The 18,534-nt window shown below is 61.9% G+C and carries 16 protein-coding genes; 14 read left to right on the forward strand and 2 right to left on the reverse strand.

Annotated features, from left to right (window positions below):
- Positions 1-23: 23 nt before the first annotated feature.
- Together I6L45_RS09715 and barA are read right to left on the reverse strand one after the other, a co-directional pair.
- Positions 24-509: a DUF1456 family protein gene (locus I6L45_RS09715; RefSeq protein ID WP_043763282.1), complete on the reverse strand. Its 486-nt coding sequence runs from the start codon at positions 507-509 to the stop codon at positions 24-26.
- A 64-nt stretch (positions 510-573) separates the two neighbouring features.
- Positions 574-3,309, reverse strand: a complete 2,736-nt coding sequence (gene barA, locus I6L45_RS09720; protein WP_216984088.1) for a two-component sensor histidine kinase BarA — start codon at positions 3,307-3,309, stop codon at positions 574-576.
- Between the two features lie 272 nt (positions 3,310-3,581).
- On the opposite strand from barA, the gene rlmD reads away from it, so the two are divergent.
- From rlmD to rpoS, 14 genes are all read left to right on the forward strand, one after another.
- Positions 3,582-4,904 carry a 23S rRNA (uracil(1939)-C(5))-methyltransferase RlmD gene (rlmD, locus tag I6L45_RS09725; RefSeq protein ID WP_216984089.1) on the forward strand — a complete coding sequence of 441 codons (1,323 nt, stop codon included), beginning with the start codon at positions 3,582-3,584 and terminating at the stop codon, positions 4,902-4,904.
- Positions 4,905-5,157: 253 nt separating this feature from the next.
- The gene (gene relA, locus I6L45_RS09730) at positions 5,158-7,368 is read left to right on the forward strand and encodes a GTP diphosphokinase (protein WP_134694660.1); all 2,211 of its coding nucleotides are present in this window, start codon (positions 5,158-5,160) and stop codon (positions 7,366-7,368) included.
- A 187-nt stretch (positions 7,369-7,555) separates the two neighbouring features.
- Positions 7,556-8,353: a nucleoside triphosphate pyrophosphohydrolase gene (gene mazG, locus I6L45_RS09735; RefSeq protein ID WP_216984090.1), complete on the forward strand. Its 798-nt coding sequence runs from the start codon at positions 7,556-7,558 to the stop codon at positions 8,351-8,353.
- A 218-nt stretch (positions 8,354-8,571) separates the two neighbouring features.
- Positions 8,572-10,209 (forward strand): glutamine hydrolyzing CTP synthase, encoded by a 1,638-nt coding sequence (pyrG, locus tag I6L45_RS09740; protein ID WP_039041042.1) that lies wholly within the window; start codon positions 8,572-8,574, stop codon positions 10,207-10,209.
- 89 nt (positions 10,210-10,298) lie between these two features.
- The gene (eno, locus tag I6L45_RS09745) at positions 10,299-11,600 is read left to right on the forward strand and encodes a phosphopyruvate hydratase (protein ID WP_043764145.1); all 1,302 of its coding nucleotides are present in this window, start codon (positions 10,299-10,301) and stop codon (positions 11,598-11,600) included.
- Between the two features lie 177 nt (positions 11,601-11,777).
- Positions 11,778-12,095 carry a cell division protein FtsB gene (gene ftsB / locus I6L45_RS09750; protein ID WP_216984091.1) on the forward strand — a complete coding sequence of 106 codons (318 nt, stop codon included), beginning with the start codon at positions 11,778-11,780 and terminating at the stop codon, positions 12,093-12,095.
- Positions 12,088-12,819: a 2-C-methyl-D-erythritol 4-phosphate cytidylyltransferase gene (ispD, locus tag I6L45_RS09755; protein WP_216984092.1), complete on the forward strand. Its 732-nt coding sequence runs from the start codon at positions 12,088-12,090 to the stop codon at positions 12,817-12,819. The genes ftsB and ispD overlap by 8 nt, the downstream gene beginning before the upstream one ends.
- A gap of 73 nt (positions 12,820-12,892) precedes the next feature.
- Positions 12,893-13,369 carry a 2-C-methyl-D-erythritol 2,4-cyclodiphosphate synthase gene (ispF, locus tag I6L45_RS09760; RefSeq protein WP_134694666.1) on the forward strand — a complete coding sequence of 159 codons (477 nt, stop codon included), beginning with the start codon at positions 12,893-12,895 and terminating at the stop codon, positions 13,367-13,369.
- Entirely contained in the window at positions 13,369-14,427 is a 1,059-nt protein-coding gene (truD, locus tag I6L45_RS09765) for a tRNA pseudouridine(13) synthase TruD (RefSeq protein WP_216984093.1), read from the forward strand. The genes ispF and truD overlap by 1 nt, the downstream gene beginning before the upstream one ends.
- On the forward strand, positions 14,408-15,154 hold the full coding sequence (gene surE / locus I6L45_RS09770; RefSeq protein ID WP_043764149.1) for a 5'/3'-nucleotidase SurE: 747 nt from the start codon (positions 14,408-14,410) through the stop codon (positions 15,152-15,154). The genes truD and surE overlap by 20 nt, the downstream gene beginning before the upstream one ends.
- Positions 15,155-15,158: 4 nt before the next feature.
- Positions 15,159-15,776 (forward strand): protein-L-isoaspartate(D-aspartate) O-methyltransferase, encoded by a 618-nt coding sequence (locus I6L45_RS09775; protein WP_042077192.1) that lies wholly within the window; start codon positions 15,159-15,161, stop codon positions 15,774-15,776.
- On the forward strand, positions 15,773-16,354 hold the full coding sequence (locus I6L45_RS09780; RefSeq protein WP_167576520.1) for a YqaA family protein: 582 nt from the start codon (positions 15,773-15,775) through the stop codon (positions 16,352-16,354). The genes I6L45_RS09775 and I6L45_RS09780 overlap by 4 nt, the downstream gene beginning before the upstream one ends.
- Positions 16,355-16,363: 9 nt before the next feature.
- A complete protein-coding gene (locus I6L45_RS09785) occupies positions 16,364-17,431 on the forward strand; it encodes a LysM peptidoglycan-binding domain-containing protein (RefSeq protein ID WP_210547848.1) in 1,068 nt (355 codons plus the stop codon).
- A 46-nt stretch (positions 17,432-17,477) separates the two neighbouring features.
- Entirely contained in the window at positions 17,478-18,461 is a 984-nt protein-coding gene (gene rpoS / locus I6L45_RS09790; RefSeq protein ID WP_043764154.1) for an RNA polymerase sigma factor RpoS, read from the forward strand.
- Positions 18,462-18,534 lie beyond the last annotated feature (73 nt).

Below are 18,534 nucleotides of genomic sequence, written 5' to 3' on the forward strand. Positions count from 1 at the left end.
TCGCACCTTGCCAGGAGCGGTGATCACGGCTCGGACCTGTACTTGGCGGTGAGGCCGATGAGGAAGTTGCGCAGGATCTGATCCCCGCAATCCTGGTAGTGCTTGTGATCCCGTGAGCGGAACAGGGCGCTCAGCTCGGACTTGGAGAGGTTGAAGTTCGCGAGCTTGAGGGTGCCCAGCATGTCTTCTTCCTTGTAGTTGAGGCCGATGCGCAGCTTGCGCAGGATCAGGTTGTTGTTGATCCGGTTCGGGATCACCTGAGGCGGCGCATCCTCACGCACGCCGCGGCGCAGGGCGATGAAGCCGTCGAGGAACTGGCTCAGGGCCGAGTCCGGACAGGCGGCGTAGCCCGGATCCTGTGCCTCGCCCTCTGCGGCCTCCTTCATCAGCCAGCCGTGCAGCTGGGCGTGGGTGACGGCCAGGTTGCCCTTGGCAAACATCTCGACCATCTGGTCGTTGCTGATAGTAAGGGCATAGCGCAGGCGGCGCAGAATATCGTTGTTGGTCATGTTGACTCCTGTAGAAACGGCGCCGATGTTACCACCAGCTGGCTGCGCCGTCAGAAAAAGCGCCTTAGTCGGTCAGGGCCAGGTAGCGGGGGGCCTCCTGCCTCACCTGTTCCAGGGCGTCCTGCAGCTCCAGCAATTCGGGCTCCAGATCGCTGACGGCGACCCCGTCACGCAGCTGCTGCTCGAGCTGGGAGAGCAGGCGCTGCAGGCCCGGCACCCCGGAGTAGGCGCAGCCGCCGTTGAGGCGATGGATCTGGGCCAGTACTTCGGCGTCATCGGCGCCCCCCTCCAGAGCGGCCTCCAGGAGGGGATCCACCTCGTCGAAGCTGGCGAGCAGCATGGTCAGCATCTCCCTGGCCAGTGCCGGCTTGCCGGCGGCCTGGCGCACGGCGAGGGCCCAGTCTATCTGCTGTACGCCGTGATTCTGGTGACGCCGGTGGGCGAAGTCGGTGATGAGCTGTGCCAGCATCCCCTCGTCGATGGGTTTGGCGAGGTAGTCGTCCATCCCCTGGCGGATCAGCCGCTCCCGCTCGCCGGGAATGGCGTGGGCGGTGACAGCCACTATGGGGGTCTCGGTATTGAGGGAGTGATGGCGGATAGCCTGGGTGGCGCTGATGCCATCCATGATAGGCATCTGGATATCCATGAAGATGATGTCGAACGCCTGACTCTGGGCCAGGTTGACCGCCTCCTTGCCGTTCTTGCACACCACCACCTCGGTCACCATCTCCTTGAGCATGGCGGCGATGAGCTTGAGGTTGGCGGCGTTGTCATCCACCGCCAGCACCCTGACGGCCTGCACCGCCATCGTCTGTTCGTGGCGTGGCGACGAGGCGTGCAGGGTCGTGTTCCTGGCCGCGTCGGGGGAGAGCAGGGCATCCAGCAGCTTGCGGTGGTTGATGGGTTTGGAGAGGCAGTGAGAGGCACCGTGGGCCAGCATGGCGTCATAGAGGGCAGGCTCGTGGCTGCTGAGCATCACTATGGTGTTCTGTTGCCCGTCGAGGCCGTCGAGGCGGGCAATCACCTGCTGCGGGCTCTGCAGGGTGCTGCTGCCGATGAGCACCATGTCCTGGCTGCCCATCTGCGGCCACTCCTCGTCCACAGTCAGGGAGTGCACGTCCAGTTGCCACTCCGCCAGCAGGGCGAGCAGGGAGGCGTGGGTGAAGGGATCCGGCTCCAGCAGCCAGACCCGCTTGCTCTGGATGCGATCCAGCGGGAGCGGCTCGCCCTGGGGCAGGGGGGAGACATCCAGCTCCAGGTTGAAGGAGAAGACGGAGCCCTTGCCAAGCTCGGACTCGAACCGTATCTGGCCCCCCATCTGCTGCACCAGCTTCTGGGTGATGACGAGCCCAAGCCCGGTGCCGCCGTAGCGGCGGGAGATGGAGGAGTCGGCCTGGTTGAAGGCCTGGAACAGCTGGCGCTGCTGCTCCTCGGAGATGCCGATGCCGGTGTCGCGGATGAGGACCCGCAGGCGCACCTTGCTGCCGTTGGGGGCCCCCGTCTGCTCGACGCGCACATCCACGTTGCCGCGCTCGGTGAACTTGATGGCGTTGCCGGTGAGGTTGGTGAGCACCTGCTGCAGGCGCATGGGGTCACCGGTGAGGTAGTCCGGCACGGCGGCATCCACCTGCAGGGAGAGCTCCAGCTGCTTGTCGTGGGCGCTGGGGCCGAGCAGGTGCATGGTCTCGTTGAGGGTGTCGCGCAGGCTGAAGGGGATGTGCTCGAGCTGCAGCTTGCCCGCCTCCAGCTTCGAGAAGTCGAGGATGTCGTTGATGATGCCGAGGAGGTTGCGCGCCGACTTTTCTATGGTCTGCATGTAGTCGGTCTGGCTCGGGGTCAGGCTGGTCTTGAGCAGCTGACGGGTGAAGCCGATGACGCCGTTGAGGGGGGTGCGCAGCTCGTGGGACATGTTGGCGAGGAACTCGGACTTGACCCTGGCTGCCTCCTGCGCCCGCTTCTTCGCCATGTCGAGCTCGACGTTCTGGATCTCGATCTGCTCGAGCGTCTCCCGCAGATCCGAGGTGGCCTGATCGATGTTCTGCTGCATCTCCTCGTGGTATTCCGACAACGCCTTGGCCATGGCGTTGATGCCGTTTTTGAGCATGTCCAGCTCGCCGGTGAGTTGACCGCTGACCCGGGTGTCGAGTCGCCCCTCCCGGATTCGGTGCACCGCCTGCACCATGTCGGTGATGGGTTGGGTCACGCTTTTGACCAGACGGAAGCCGAACAGGGCGCTGATGGCCAGCCCGATGAGCACGATGATGACCGCGAAGAAGGCATCCCGGTATTGCAGGACGATGGCCCTGTCCGTGGCGAGCTGCATGGAGATGTAGCCGATGACCGGCGGTTCCAGGTCGCTCGGCAGGGGGAAGCCGTCCAGGCTGGTCTCGGCCTGGATGGGGGTGCGCAAGATGATGTCATCGCCATTGAAGGAGACGCTCGTCAGGGCCGGGATGGTGCTGCCGTCGGGCAGGCGCAGCTGGCTGAAATCCCGGTGGTAATTGGAGGTGACGAACAGCTGGTTGTCCTGGGTGAAGACGGCGATGGACTTGATGAAGGGCGAGTTCTTGCGATGGGTGAGGCCGATCAGTCGCTTAAGGGACTCGCGGCTGTGCTGGGTCATGCCATATTCGCTGGCAATCGCCAGCGGTTCTATGATGTTGATGCCCTGATCGATCAGGTTGTTTTCCAGCTGATGGTAGCGATGGAAGGTGAAATAGCCGGCGATCAGGCCGCCGATGATCAGGGTCGGCAGAATGGTAAAGGCCAGCACCCGGGCTCTGAGGCCGTACTTGGTCATGCTGATAAACCGTTGGCAAGGATGATGAAGGCGGGCGCGCCCATGGCATGCCGGCAGAAGGAGAGGGCAGGCAGGGCGGTGGAGGTCGCCGCTCGGAATGTCAGGCCATATCCGGTCATATCAGTGAGCCACTTCTGGTCAGAATGGGCGATGGGGCGGACGCCGCAGCGCGGGCCTTCAGGCCGTATTTGGTCATACGATTATTCTTGTGGGACAATGGTCTGCCGCAGATTCCACAATCATGACATAGCCACCTATAGGCACCAAGTTTTATGGCCCAGTTTTTCAAGCCCGAAAAGAAATCCACCCAGCCCCAACGTATTGAATTTACGATAGACAGTCTGGATCACCACTGTGTCGGTGTCGGCCGTCATCAGGGCAAGGCGATCTTCGTCGAAGGGGCGCTTCCCGGCGAGGCCATCAAGGCCCGCATCATCGATGACAAGAAGTATTATGCCCATGGCGCCCTACAACAGGTGGTGACCCCGGCGGCCAATCGCATCGCCCCCTTCTGCGGCCACTATCGCGAGTGCGGCGGGTGCAGCGCCCAGCACCTGGGGGAGGCGGATCAGCAGGCGGCCAAGGAGGCCGGGCTGGTCAGCCTGTTCGAGCGCCTCGGCAATATTCAGGCGCCGGCGCTGGAGCCCGTGCTGAGAGGGGAGTCCCGCGCCTACCGCCGGGTTTGCCGTTTGGCCATCAAGTTTGACAAGAACGGCCGCTGCACCCGGGTGGGCTTTCGCCGTCGTCAGTCCAACGATCTGGTGGAGATCGCCGGCTGCCCCGTGCTGGCCGAGCCGCTCTCGGCCCTCATCGCGCCGCTGCGCGAGTGTCTCAATCGCCTCAAGAGCCAGCGCGAGCTGGGTCATGCGGAACTCATTCAGGCAGAGCAGGGCATCATGATGCTGCTGCGCCACACCGGCCGCCCGAACGAGGCAGATCGCGCCCTGTTGAACGCATTCGCGCAAGAGCAGGGGATCGACCTCTATCTGCAGGCGGCGGACGATCGCATCGAGCCCCTGCATCAGCAATTTCAACCGAGCTACTCCCTCGATGGCCTGTCTCTTGCATTTGCCCCCGGTGACTTCATCCAGGTCAATGGCCCCATCAACCAGCGCATGGTCGATCAGGCGCTGGCGTGGCTGGGCGCTACCGGTGATGACAAGGTGCTGGATCTCTTCTGCGGCATCGGCAATTTCACCCTGCCGCTGGCTCGTCAGGCCCGCGAAGTGGTCGGGGTCGAAGGGGAGCTTGCCATGGTGGAGCGTGCCACGGAGAACGCCAGGCGCAACGGCATCGACAACGCCCGCTTCTACAAGGCGGACTTGAGCGGTGACATCGTCGGCATGTCCTGGGCCCGTGAGGGATTTGACCTGGTGCTGCTGGATCCGGCGAGGCCCGGCGCCCTCGAGGTGATGAGCCACGTGGTGGCACTTTCGCCCAAACGGGTGGTCTATGTTTCCTGTAACCCGGTCACCCTGGCCCGTGACAGCAAGGTGCTGGTGCAGGGGGGCTACCAGCTGACCCGGCTGGGGATGCTGGACATGTTCCCACACACCGGTCACCTGGAATCCATGGCACTGTTTGAACGGGGTTGAACGGCCCGCCCTTCGGGAGAAACGACAGAGGCGGTTGCATCGGTTTTCCGATGGCGGCAGTGCTGTCTGAGCAGGAGTGATTAGGGTAATCTAGAGCGTCGAAAATGGATCGGATGTGGGGGAGAGCCCTGTTGTCTTGCACGGCAGCATGCCTTGAAAACTCTCTTCTCCATCCCCATTTGAGGCAGTCATCAGTTGATGAGGGGAAGGGGAAGCATCGGCTTTCGACCCCACACTTTTAAGGATTGATACCATGGTTGCGGTGCGCGATATTCATTTGAAAGACAATTTCACTCTGGATGAGTGGGTCAGTTCCCTCTCCTTAAGTGAAAATGACAAGAATCAGCTGCGAACCGTCTACCAGTACTGTCTGACGCTCGGCGACGAGGCCCTCACCAACCGCCTGCTGGTGCGCGGCGTCGAGATGGTGGGCATCCTGCTGATGCTCAGCATGGATCTCGCTACCCTCAAGGCGGCCATCCTCTACCCCTTCGTCGAAGCGGGCCTCATCAGCCAGGAGAAGGTGAGCGAGGACTTCGGCACCAAGATCGCCAAGCTGGTGGAAGGGGTGCTGGAGATGGAGGCCATCCGCTCCCTGCAGACCCTGCACCGCAGCGAGACTTCCCCGGAGCAGGTGGACAACGTGCGCCGCATGCTGCTCGCCATGGTGGAAGACGTGCGCGCCGTGGTGATCAAGCTGGCGGAGCGGATCGCCTGCCTGCGCGAAGCGAAGAAGGCAGATGAAGAGACCCGGGTGCTGATGGCCCAGGAGATCACCAACATCTATGCGCCGCTCGCCAACCGCCTCGGCATCGGTCAACTCAAGTGGGAGCTGGAGGATCTTGCCTTCCGCTACCTGCACCCGGATACCTACAAGCAGATCGCCAAGCAACTCGACGAGAAACGCCTCGATCGGGAGCGCTACATCCGCGAGTTCGTGCAAACCCTGCGAGATGCCCTGGCAGAGGCCGGGGTCGAGGCCGAGGTCTACGGCCGGCCGAAACACATCTACAGCATCTGGCGCAAGATGCAGAAGAAGCATCTCGAGTTCAACGAGCTGTTCGACGTGCGCGCGGTGCGGGTGATCACCAAGCGGCTGCAGGATTGCTACGCGGCGCTCGGCATAGTCCACACCCACTTCCACCACATTCCCCGCGAGTTCGACGACTATGTCGCCAACCCCAAACCCAACGGCTACCAGTCCATCCACACAGTCGTGGTGGGGGAAGAGGGCAAGACGGTGGAGATCCAGATCCGCACCGAGCAGATGCATCAGGATGCGGAGCTCGGTGTCGCTGCCCACTGGCGCTACAAGGAAGGGGCCCAGGCGGCCACCAAGACCAATACCTTCGAAGACAAGATCGAGTGGCTGCGAAAACTCCTCGCGTGGCAGGAGGACCTCTCCGAGAGCGGCTCCCTGCTGGACGATCTGCGCAGCCAGGTGTTCGAGGATAGGGTCTATGTGTTCACCCCCAAGGGAGATGTCATCGACCTGCCGGCGGGCGCCACGCCGCTGGACTTCGCCTATCACGTGCACAGCATGATCGGCCACCGCTGCATCGGCACCAAGATAGATGGCCGCATCGTGCCCTTCACCTACACGCTGCAGACCGGCGACCAGGTGGAGGTGATCACCCAGAAGGAGCCGAACCCGAGCCGCGACTGGATGAACCCCAACGCCGGCTTCCTGCGCTCCAGCCGGGCGCGCGCCAAGGTAGCGACCTGGTTCCGGAAGCTGGATCGGGACAAGAACATCGCCGCCGGCAAGGAGCTGCTGGAGAAGGAGCTGGACAGGCACAACCTGACACTCTCCAAGGTGGACAAGGTGGTGCTGGAGCGCTTCCACGCCGAGGAGCTGGAAGACCTGCTGGCCGGGATCGGCAGCGGTGACATCCGCATCAACCAGCTGCTCAACTATCTGGACACCCGCTACAACAAGCCGACCGCCGAGGAAGAGGATCGCCGGCTGCTGGAGAAGCTGGAGCAGAAGGCCAATGTGCCGTTCCGTCCCAAGCCCAAGGATCACATCGTGGTGGAAGGGGTCGGCAACCTGATGACCCACATCGCCCGCTGCTGCCAGCCCATTCCGGGGGACGCCATCCAGGGCTTCATCACCATGGGGCGGGGCGTCTCCATCCACCGGGAGGATTGCGAGCAGCTCAAAGAGCTGTCGCGTCGCAACCCGGAGCGGCTGATTGACGCTGTCTGGGGGGAGAACTACTCCGGCGGTTACGGCCTCACCATCCGCATCCTCTCCAACGACAGATCCGGTCTGCTGCGCGACATCACGACCGTGCTCGCCAACGAGAAGATCAACGTGATGGGGGTGCGCTCGCGCTCCAACGTGCGCGAGCAGACCGCCGAGATCGATATGGAGCTGGAGATCTACAACATCAACGCCTTCAACCGGGCGTTGGCCAAGCTCAGCCAGCTCAACGACGTGATCAGCGCCAAGCGCCTCTGATCTTACCCGACACCGCCCCAGTGACCGACCGCCAGGTCGGTCACTGTTTTTCCCCGGTAGCATCAATAAAAGCGAAGATCCCATGTCCCAACGTTACGACCTGCCCCAACTGCTCGACATGAGATTGATCGGCTGCGCGGCTTGATGTCGCTTTATCCCCATTTAACGAATCGAAAGTGAGTAGCCCATGTCTCAACGTTACGACCTCTCTCAATTGCTCGACATCATGGCTCGCCTGCGGGATCCGCAAGGGGGTTGCCCCTGGGATCTCAAGCAGAGCTTCCAGACCATAGTGCCCCACACCCTGGAGGAGGCCTACGAGGTGGCCGATGCCATCGAGACCGAGGACTGGCAGGGGCTGAAGGGGGAGCTCGGCGATCTGCTGTTCCAGGTGGTCTTCTATGCCCAGCTCGGCAAGGAGCAGGGGCTGTTCGACTTTGCCGACATCGTCGATGCGGTGAGCGAAAAGCTGATCCGCCGCCACCCTCACGTGTTCTCCGATGCCGACCTCGGCGATGAGCAGGCGGTCAAGGTGAACTGGGAGGCGGAGAAGGCCAAGGAGCGGGCGGCGCTCGACAAAGAGAGCGTGCTCGACGACATCCCCCTCTCGCTGCCGGCCCTGACCCGGGCTGCCAAGATCCAGAAGCGCTGCGCCACCGTCGGTTTCGACTGGAAGACCCTGGGGCCCGTGGTGGACAAGATCCACGAGGAGATCGAGGAGGTGATGGAAGAGGCGCTGATGGTCGACGTGGACGAGGCTCGGGTGAGCGACGAGCTCGGCGATCTGCTGTTTGCCACCGTCAACCTGGTGCGCCACCTGGGCAAGGATCCCGAGCAGGTGCTGCGGGGCGCCAATGCCAAGTTCGAGCGGCGTTTTCGTCAGGTTGAGCAGTTTATTGCAGCGGAAGGGCTGAAAATGACCGACTGTACCCTGGAGAAACTGGATGACGCCTGGGGCCGGGCCAAGGAAACCGAACAGAGTTGAGTGCTGAGAAGGACGGATTGCCCCCGAAGACACTGGATGTCATCCGGGACTGAGCCAAAGAAACCGCGCAAAGTTGATTTGGCGCAAGACGGGGGGGCGGCGAGCCTGATAGATTTTTGTTCATTGTTTGGGAGTGGGGGTTTTGGTATACTGTTTCCCCGTCCTGCTTCATCCCCGAAGCACCCCTTAAAATTCCCTAAACTTCTTTCAGGTTCAGCATGACGACCAAATATATTTTTGTGACTGGTGGCGTTGTTTCATCCCTCGGCAAAGGCATTGCCGCAGCTTCTCTGGCAGCCATTCTGGAAGCCCGTGGTCTGGATGTGACCATCATGAAACTGGACCCGTACATCAACGTGGATCCGGGCACCATGAGCCCGACCCAGCACGGTGAAGTGTTCGTAACCGAGGACGGGGCCGAGACCGATCTGGATTTGGGCCACTACGAGCGTTTCATCCGCACCAAGATGACCCGCCGCAACAACTTCACCACCGGTCGCATCTATGCCGACGTGCTGCGCAAGGAGCGTCGTGGTGACTACCTGGGCGCCACCATCCAGGTGATCCCGCACATCACCAACGCTATCAAGGAGCGGGTGATCGCCGGTGCCGAAGGCCACCAGGTCGCCATCGTCGAGGTGGGCGGTACCGTGGGCGACATCGAGTCCCTGCCGTTCCTCGAGGCCATTCGTCAGCTGGCAGCCATCGTGGGTCGCAACAACGCCATGTTCATGCACCTGACCCTGGTTCCGTACCTGGCCGCCGCCGGCGAGGTAAAGACCAAGCCGACCCAGCACTCCGTCAAAGAGCTGCTCTCCATCGGTATCCAGCCGGACGTGCTGATCTGCCGCTCCGACCGTGCCATTCCGGCCAACGAGCGTGCCAAGATCGCCCTGTTCTGCAACGTGCCCGAGCGCGCCGTCATCTCCATGAAAGACGTCGACTCCATCTACAAGATCCCGGCGCTGCTGAAGTCCCAGGGTCTGGACGGCTACATCACCGAGCGCTTCGGCATCGAGTGCAAGGAAGCGGATCTGGCCGAGTGGGAACAGGTCATCTATGAAGAGGCCAACCCGACCGCGGAAGTGACCATCGGCATGGTGGGCAAGTATGTCTCCCTGCCGGACGCCTACAAGTCCGTCAACGAGGCGCTCAAGCACGGTGGCCTGAAGACCCGTCTCTCCGTCAACATCAAGTACATCGACTCCCAGGACATCGAGACCCGTGGCGCCGAGCTGCTGGAAGGTCTGGATGCCATCCTGGTGCCGGGCGGTTTCGGCGAGCGTGGCGTGGAAGGCAAGATCCTGGCCGCCAAGTATGCCCGTGAGAACAAGATCCCGTACCTGGGCATCTGCCTCGGCATGCAGGTCGCGCTGATCGAATACGCCCGCAACGTGGCGGGTATGGAAGGGGCTCACTCCTCCGAGTTCAAGAAAGACAGCCCGTACCCCGTGGTCGGTCTCATCACCGAGTGGGTGGATGACGAAGGCAATGTCGAGACCCGGACCGAGAAGTCCGATCTGGGCGGCACCATGCGTCTGGGTTCCCAGCTCTGCCACCTGGTGGAAGACTCCAAGGTGCGCCAGATGTACGGCAGCCCGACCATTTACGAGCGCCACCGCCACCGTTATGAAGTGAACAACAAGCTGTTGCCGCAGATCGAGGCAGCAGGCCTGAAAGTGACCGGTCTCTCCGCCGACAAGAAGCTGGTGGAAATCATCGAGATCCCGGATCACCCCTGGTTCGTGGCCGCGCAGTTCCACCCGGAGTTCACCTCGACTCCCCGTGATGGCCACGCCCTGTTCGCCGGTTTCGTGAAGGCGGCGGGCGAGTATCAGAAGCGTAATTTGAAGTAATTGAAAATAAATGCGGTTGGGGCTCTGTGCCACAGCCGCTTTTTTTGGCATATTTTTGTTGTTTTTTTACGAAACCTGAGGAAATACACATGTCCAAGATCGTTAAAGTGATCGGTCGTGAAATCATCGACTCCCGTGGTAACCCGACCGTTGAGGCCGAAGTTCACCTGGAAGGTGGTTTTGTTGGTATGGCAGCCGCTCCGTCTGGCGCGTCCACCGGTTCCCGCGAAGCGCTGGAACTGCGTGACGGCGACAAGAGCCGTTTCCTGGGTAAAGGCGTGCTGAAAGCCATCGAAGCCGTCAACGGCCCGATCGCCCAGGCTCTGCTGGGTAAAGATGCCAAGGACCAGGCCACTGTCGACCAGATCATGATCGACCTCGACGGTACCGAGAACAAATCCAAGTTCGGCGCCAACGCCATCCTGGCTGTTTCCCTGGCCAACGCCAAGGCTGCTGCCGCTGCCAAGGGCATGCCGCTGTACGCCCACATCGCCGAGCTGAACGGCACCCCGGGTGTCTACTCCATGCCGCTGCCCATGATGAACATCATCAACGGTGGTGAGCACGCCGACAACAACGTCGACATCCAGGAGTTCATGATCCAGCCGGTTGGCGCCAAGACCCTGAAAGAAGCCGTCCGCATGGGCGCAGAAGTGTTCCACAACCTGGCCAAGGTGCTGAAGTCCAAGGGCTACAACACTGCCGTCGGTGACGAAGGTGGTTTCGCTCCGAACCTGAAATCCAACGCCGAAGCGCTGGAAGTGATCGCCGAAGCCGTTGCCGCTGCCGGTTACAAGCTGGGCACCGACGTGACCCTGGCCATGGACTGCGCCGCTTCCGAGTTCTACGACGCAGAGAAGAAAGAGTACAACCTGAAGGGCGAAGGCCGTGTCTTCACCTCCAACGGTTTCTCCGACTTCCTGGCTGACCTGACCGAGAAGTTCCCGATCGTCTCCATCGAAGATGGCCTGGACGAATCCGACTGGGAAGGCTTCGCCTACCAGACTGCCGAACTGGGCAAGAAAATCCAGATCGTGGGTGACGACCTGTTCGTAACCAACACCAAGATCCTGAAGCGCGGTATCGACAACGGCATCGCCAACTCCATCCTGATCAAGTTCAACCAGATCGGTTCCCTGACCGAAACCCTGGCTGCCATCAAGATGGCCAAAGACGCTGGCTACACTGCCGTCATCTCCCACCGCTCCGGTGAGACCGAAGACGCCACCATCGCCGACCTGGCTGTTGGTACCGCTGCTGGCCAGATCAAGACCGGTTCCATGAGCCGTTCTGACCGTGTTGCCAAGTACAACCAGCTGATCCGTATCGAAGAAGCCCTGGGTGCCAAGGCTCCGTTCCGCGGTCTGAAGGAAGTGAAGAACCAGGCTTAATTTTCGCCTGCTTCCGAGCCTCCCAAAGCCCCGCCATCTGGCGGGGCTTTTTCGTATCCGTCTCCTCCATGAACGAGTCCCGTGTTTTTTATTCCGACCAACCCATCCGGCACACAGGCTTTCTTTTGTCTTGCCTGCGAATATGGGAAACTAGGCCGCTTGAAGGAGACTCAGTGCATGCGGCTACTCACTCTTATCCTGCTCCTCCTGTTGGGAGGGCTGCAATATGACTTCTGGCTGGGGAAGAACGGCCTCTCCGACTATCGGGATCTCTCCAATGCCATCAAGCGGCAGCAGCAGGACAACCTGGTGCTCAAGGACCGCAACAACCTGATCTACCGGGAGATCGACGATTTGACCTCGGGCCTGGAGGCCATCGAGGAGCTGTCGCGCAACGATCTCGGCTACATCAAGCAGGGCGAGACCTTCTACCGGATCATCCCCAAGGAAAAAGACCAGGCGACCGAGCCTGACGGCGTTCCCTACGATGACTGATCACCAGAGCGGACTGACCGCGATAGTCCCGGCCGCCGGCATCGGCAGCCGCATGGGTGCCAGCTGCCCGAAACAGTATCTGTCGCTGGCAGGGAAGTGCATCCTGGAGCATACCCTGGAGCGCCTGCTCTCCCATCCGGCCATCGCCCGGGTGATCGTGGCGCTGGCTCCCCACGATGCCTGGTTCGAGACGCTGGCCGTGGCCGCCGACCCACGCGTGCTGCGGGTGGAAGGGGGTAGCGAGCGCGCCCATTCGGTGCTCAACGGGTTGCATGTGGCGCAAGGGGAGTGGGTGCTGGTGCACGATGCCGCCCGTCCCTGTCTGACCCACGGCGATCTCGACAGGCTTATCGCCACCGCCATGGCGTGCGACGGCGCCATCCTCGGCAGCCGGGTGCGCGACACCATGAAGCGTTCCGACGGGGCGGGCAACATCCTCGCCACCGTGGATCGCGAGCAACTCTGGCATGCCCTGACGCCACAGATGTTCCCCCGCCTTGCGCTCAAGCGTGCACTGCAGGAGGGGCTGGCCCTGGGGGCGGACATCACCGACGAGGCGTCGGCCATGGAGCGCGCCGGGTTCACCGTCAGGATGGTGGAAGGGCGTGCCGACAACATCAAGGTGACCCGGCCGGAAGATCTCTCCCTGGCCGGGCTCTTTTTACAGCAACAGTGTGCGCGCCAGCCGGCGCGACCCGATTCACCCGCAGAGGAGCAGGCATGATCCGCAGTGGCCATGGTCTTGAGGCATACACATTGGACGGGAAAGGTTTCCACATGATGGGGGGGCACCGGGCATGATGCGAATCGGTCATGGTTTTGACGTACACAAGTTTGGCGGGGTCGGCCCCTGCATGCTGGGCGGGGTGGCAGTGCCCTATGAACAGGGGCTGCTGGCCCACTCCGATGGCGACGTGGTACTGCACGCAGTGAGCGATGCCCTGCTGGGGGCCATCGGGGCCGGCGACATCGGCCGCCACTTCCCGGATACCGCCGCCGAATTCAAGGGGATCGACAGCCGCATCCTGCTGCGGGATGTCTTTGCCCGGGTGCAGAAAGCGGGTTATGCCATCGGCAACCTGGATGTGACCATCATCGCCCAGGCCCCCAAGATGGCGCCCCATATCGCGGCCATGTGCGCCGTGCTGGCCGCCGATCTGCAATGTGAATTGAACCGGGTGAATGTCAAGGCGACCACCACGGAACAACTCGGGTTTACGGGGCGCAAGGAAGGTATCGCCACCGAAGCCGTCGTCTTACTGGTGAAACAATAATGCTGGAACAACTTGCCTACCTGCACGGCGCGCCCGGCGCCCGTGGCATCCTCAAGGCCGAGGCCGCCGACTTCGTGGTCAATGAAGATCTCGGGTTTGAACCCTGTGGCGAGGGGGAGCATATCTTCGTCCGTGTGCGCAAAACTGGCGAAAACACCGCCTGGGTGGCGGGCCTGCTGGCGGATGCGGCCGGAGTGGCGCGCAATGCGGTGACCTGGGCGGGTCTCAAGGATCGCCACGCGGTGACCGAGCAGTGGTTCGGCATCCACCTGCCTGGCAAGGCAGAGCCGGATCTGTCGGTCATCCAGAGTGACAGCATCCAGATCCTCGAAAGCAAGCGTCACAACAAAAAGCTGCGGGTGGGCTACCTCAAGGGCAACCACTTCACCCTGCGCCTCACCGGGCTGGAGCAGGCCGACGGGCTGGAATCCCGCCTGCAGGCCATCGCCGCCCAGGGGGTGCCGAACTATTACGGCGAGCAGCGTTTCGGGCGCGAGGGCAACAACCTGGAAGCGGCCAAGGCGATGTTTGCCGGCAAGCGGATCAAGGATCGCAACAAGCGCTCCCTCTACCTCTCCGCCGCCCGCAGCATGCTGTTCAATGCCATCGTCAGCGCCCGCATCGAGCAGGGACTGGCACACCAGCTCCTGGCCGGTGACTGCGTGATGCTCAAGGGTAGCCACTCCATCTTCAGCGAAGAGGTGCTGACCCCCGAGCTGGAGGCGCGCCTTGCCTCCGGCGACGTACAGCTGACCGCCCCCCAGTGGGGTCGGGGCCGTCTGGCCAGCCAGGGTGCCGCCGCCGAGTTCGAGCGCGGTGTATTGGCCCCCTATGCCGACTGGTGTGACGGGCTGGAGAAGGCCGGGCTGGATCAGGACAGGCGCCCGCTGTTGCTCAAACCCGAGCAGATGAGCTGGCAGCTGGAAGGGGAGGTGCTGACCCTGTCGTTCTTCCTGCCGGCCGGTGCCTTTGCTACCAGCGTGGTACGCGAGTTAATGCAGGCCGAAGAGGCCGATCACGGTTTCAGGAACCCAACCGATGCGAATTCTGGTCAGTAATGACGATGGAGTACATGCCGAGGGCATTCGCGCCCTCAGCGAGGCCTTGACGGCCTGTGGCGAGGTCATCGTGGTGGCGCCGGATCGCAACCGCAGTGGCGCCAGCCACTCTTTGACGCTGGAAGTGCCGCTGCGGGTCACCCGCATCGCCGAAACCGGATACCATGCGGTGAAGGGGACCCCGACCGACTGCGTGCATCTGGCGGTCAACGAGCTGGTGCGCCCCGAGCCCGACATGGTGGTGGCCGGCATCAACCACGGTGCCAACCTGGGGGATGATGTCATCTACTCCGGTACCGTGGCGGCCGCGACGGAGGGGCGCCACCTGGGCTTTCCGTCATTGGCCATCTCGCTGGTAGGGCGGACCCATTTCGCCACGGCAGCCCACTACGCGGCCCTGCTGGTGAAGGGTATGATGGTGCATCCGCTGCCCGCCGATCAGATCCTCAACGTCAACGTGCCCGACCTGCCCCTCGATCAGATCAAGGGGATCAGGGTGACGCGCCTTGGCAATCGCCACCGAGCAGAGTCGGTGATCTGCACCGAGGATCCCCGTGGCCAGCCCATCTACTGGATCGGCCCCCCAGGCAGTCAGCAGGATGCAGGCGAGGGTACGGATTTCGCTGCCATCGAGCAGGGCTATGTCTCCATCACTCCGCTGACCATCGACATGACTGCCTACAGCAGTCTGGCGAGCCTGGGTGCCTGGCTGGATCTGCAGGGATGACGTTGTGATAGTACAGCGCCTGTTGAATCAACTGATTGCCCAGGATGTGCGTGATTTCCGCGTGCTGGCGGCGATCGCGAAAGTGCCGCGGCAACTGTTCGTGGACGAGGCCATGGCCCACAAGGCCTGGGACAATACGGCCCTGCCCATCGGGCATGGCCAGACCATCTCCCAGCCCTACATAGTGGCGCGCATGACCGAGCTGCTGATCCAGAACGATCCGGCCCATGTGCTGGAGATCGGGACGGGTTCCGGTTATCAGACCGCAGTGCTGGCCCATCTGGTGGAGCATGTCTACACGGTGGAGCGGATCAAATCGCTGCAGTTCCAGGCCAGGCGCCGGCTGCGCCAGCTTGATCTGCACAATGTCTCTGCCAAGCATGGCAACGGCTGGCTGGGCTGGCCGAACAAGGGGCCTTTCGATGCCATCCTGGTGACGGCGGCGGCGAGCGAGGTGCCCAAGGCCTTGACCGATCAGCTGGCCGATGGCGGTCGTCTGGTGTTGCCCGTGGGGGATAGCCAGCAGACCCTGCAGCTGATCGAGCGGTCGGGCTCCCAGCTCACCAGCCGGATCCTGGAGCCGGTGCGTTTTGTTCCCCTGATTGACGGAGATGTCGAGTGAAGTTGTTTTCCCGCCTTTATTTACGGGTGATGCAGTGGGCTCGCCACAAGCATGCCCCCTGGTACCTTGCCATCACCGCGTTTATCGAGTCCATCTTCTGGCCCATCCCGGTGGATGTGATGCTGGCCCCCATGGCGCTCGGCAAGCCCCAGCGGGCCTGGCACTATGCCGGGATCGCGACCCTGTTTTCGGTGCTGGGTGCCCTGCTGGGCTATCTGCTCGGCTATGCCCTGTGGGAGCCCGTGGTCCAGCCGCTGGTGGCCTCGGTCGGTTATGAGGACAAGATTGCCCTGGCCGAACAGTGGTTCGAGCAGTGGGGCATCTGGGTGATTTTTATTGCCAGTTTCACGCCGATCCCCTACAAGGTGTTTACCGTCACGGCCGGCTTGCTCCACATGGCACTGCTGCCCTTCATCCTGACTTCCCTCATCGGCCGTGGCATGCGCTTCTTCCTGGTGGCGGGGCTGATGCGCTGGGGTGGCGAGAAGATGGAGCGCAAGCTGATGCACTATGTGGACGTGCTCGGTTGGCTCTGTATTGGTTTGGCCGTTGCGGCCTATTTCTGGTTTAGTCGTTAAGGATCCACTATGTGTTCGCGTGTTTGGCAAGGTAGCGGTGTCGTCGTGTTGTCATGGTTGCTGCTCGCCTGTTCCTCCAGCAAGACTGCTGCCCCGGTACACAGCCTGGGTAATGATCAGATCGCCTCGACCATCCCGGTCCGTCAAGGCGTGGCCAAATCCGGCATTCAGGGCAGCGGCTACACTGTGGTCAAAGGGGACACCCTTTACTCCATTGCGTTCCGCTCGGGCATGGACGTGGATGCGCTGATCAGCATGAATGGCATCACGCCTCCCTACAACATCTACCCCGGCCAGCAACTCAGACTGGATGGTAGCGCCCCCACTGCGGTGGCGAGTGTCGGCAGCCCGGTCAGTCGTGGCAGCGTGACGGGGACGGGCAGTTATCAAGTGCGCCGTGGCGATACACTGAGCAGCATAGGCCGCCAGTTTGGTGTCTCCAATCAGGTGCTGGCACAGCGCAACAACCTTCAGGCTCCCTATGACCTGCACGTGGGTCAGGTACTCAACGTGGGGGCTGCGGGTGCCTCCAGCGGCCAGATGGTGGCGGCGGTTACCCCGACCGTGACCAGCACGGGCCCCAAACCGCTGGCGACGGCGCCAGCAGGTACGACCACACCATTTATTGCTCAGAAAACGATTGCTCCTGCCCCGTCAACAGCATACGCTCAGGCGAAAGAACAAAAAAACGTCAGCTCCCCGTCAACACTCTCCTGGCATTGGCCTACCAAAGGTCGGATCGTCGAAGGCTTCTCCGTTGCGGAGCAAGGCAACAAGGGCATCGACATTTCTGGCCAGAAGGGTCAGCCCATCTATGCCGCCAGCGGCGGCAAGGTGGTCTACGCGGGCAGTGCTCTCAGGGGCTATGGCAAGCTGATCATTCTCAAGCACAACGATGACTACCTCTCTGCCTACGCTCACAATGATGAGCTGAGGGTCAAAGAGGGAGACAGCGTCAAGGGCGGAGCAGTTATCGCCAATATGGGTAGCACGGATGCGCCGGATGTGCGCTTGCACTTTGAAATCCGGTACAAAGGCAAGTCGATCAACCCGATGGGCTATTTGCCAAAGCGTTAACTCAGAGAGCTAGGTCTTACTCTGGTGCAGGTCAGGGAGACATATCATGAGCCAAGAACAACTGGTAATGCAGGATGCAGAGTTAGAGTTCGACGAAGAGCTGGAGGATCAGGAGGCAGAAGAAGTTCAGGAGGTGGCGGCCGAGGCCGAAGAGACCATTTCCGATGAACTGATGGCGCCCGAACTGAACAAGGTGATGGACGCCACCCAGCTCTATCTGGGGGAGATAGGTTTCTCCCCCTTGCTCACGGCTGAAGAGGAAGTCTATTACGCCCGCCGTGCCTTGCGCGGCGACAAAGCGGCGCGCAAGCGCATGATCGAATCCAACCTGCGCCTGGTGGTCAAAATTGCCCGGCGCTACAACAACCGCGGCCTGGTGCTGCTGGATCTCATCGAAGAGGGCAACCTCGGTCTCATCCGCGCGGTCGAAAAGTTCGACCCCGAGCGCGGCTTCCGTTTTTCCACCTATGCCACCTGGTGGATCCGCCAGACCATAGAGCGGGCCATCATGAATCAGACCCGCACCATTCGTCTGCCCATCCATGTGGTCAAGGAGCTAAACGTCTACCTGCGCACCGCGCGCGAGCTTTCCCATCGTCTCGATCATGAGCCGACCGCCGAGGACATCGCCTCCGCGCTGGATCGCTCGGTCGACGACGTGAATCGCATGCTCAAGCTCAATGAAAAGATCACCTCGGTGGATACCCCCATCGGCGGCGATCGCGACAAGGCGCTGCTGGACGTGCTCTCCGACGAGCGCGGCATGGGGCCAGAGCTGGAGTCCCAGGAAGATGACATGCGCAGCAGCATAGTGCACTGGCTGGAAGAGCTTAACCCCAAGCAGCGCGAAGTGCTGGCCCGCCGTTTCGGCCTGCTCGGCTATGAACCGGCGACCCTGGAGGACGTGGGGGCCGAGATCGGTCTGACCCGCGAACGGGTTCGCCAGATCCAGGTGGAAGGGCTGCGCCGTCTGCGGGAGATCCTGCTGGGGCAGGGGCTCTCTATCGAGGCCCTGTTTAGAACCAACTAGCCAGCGGCGATAGCACCGCCAGACACGAAAAAGGGGCCATGGGCCCCTTTTTATTGAAACAGGATCTTGTGGA

It is taken from the genome of Aeromonas sp. FDAARGOS 1415 (genome assembly GCF_019048365.1).
Lineage (GTDB): Bacteria > Pseudomonadota > Gammaproteobacteria > Enterobacterales > Aeromonadaceae > Aeromonas > Aeromonas taiwanensis.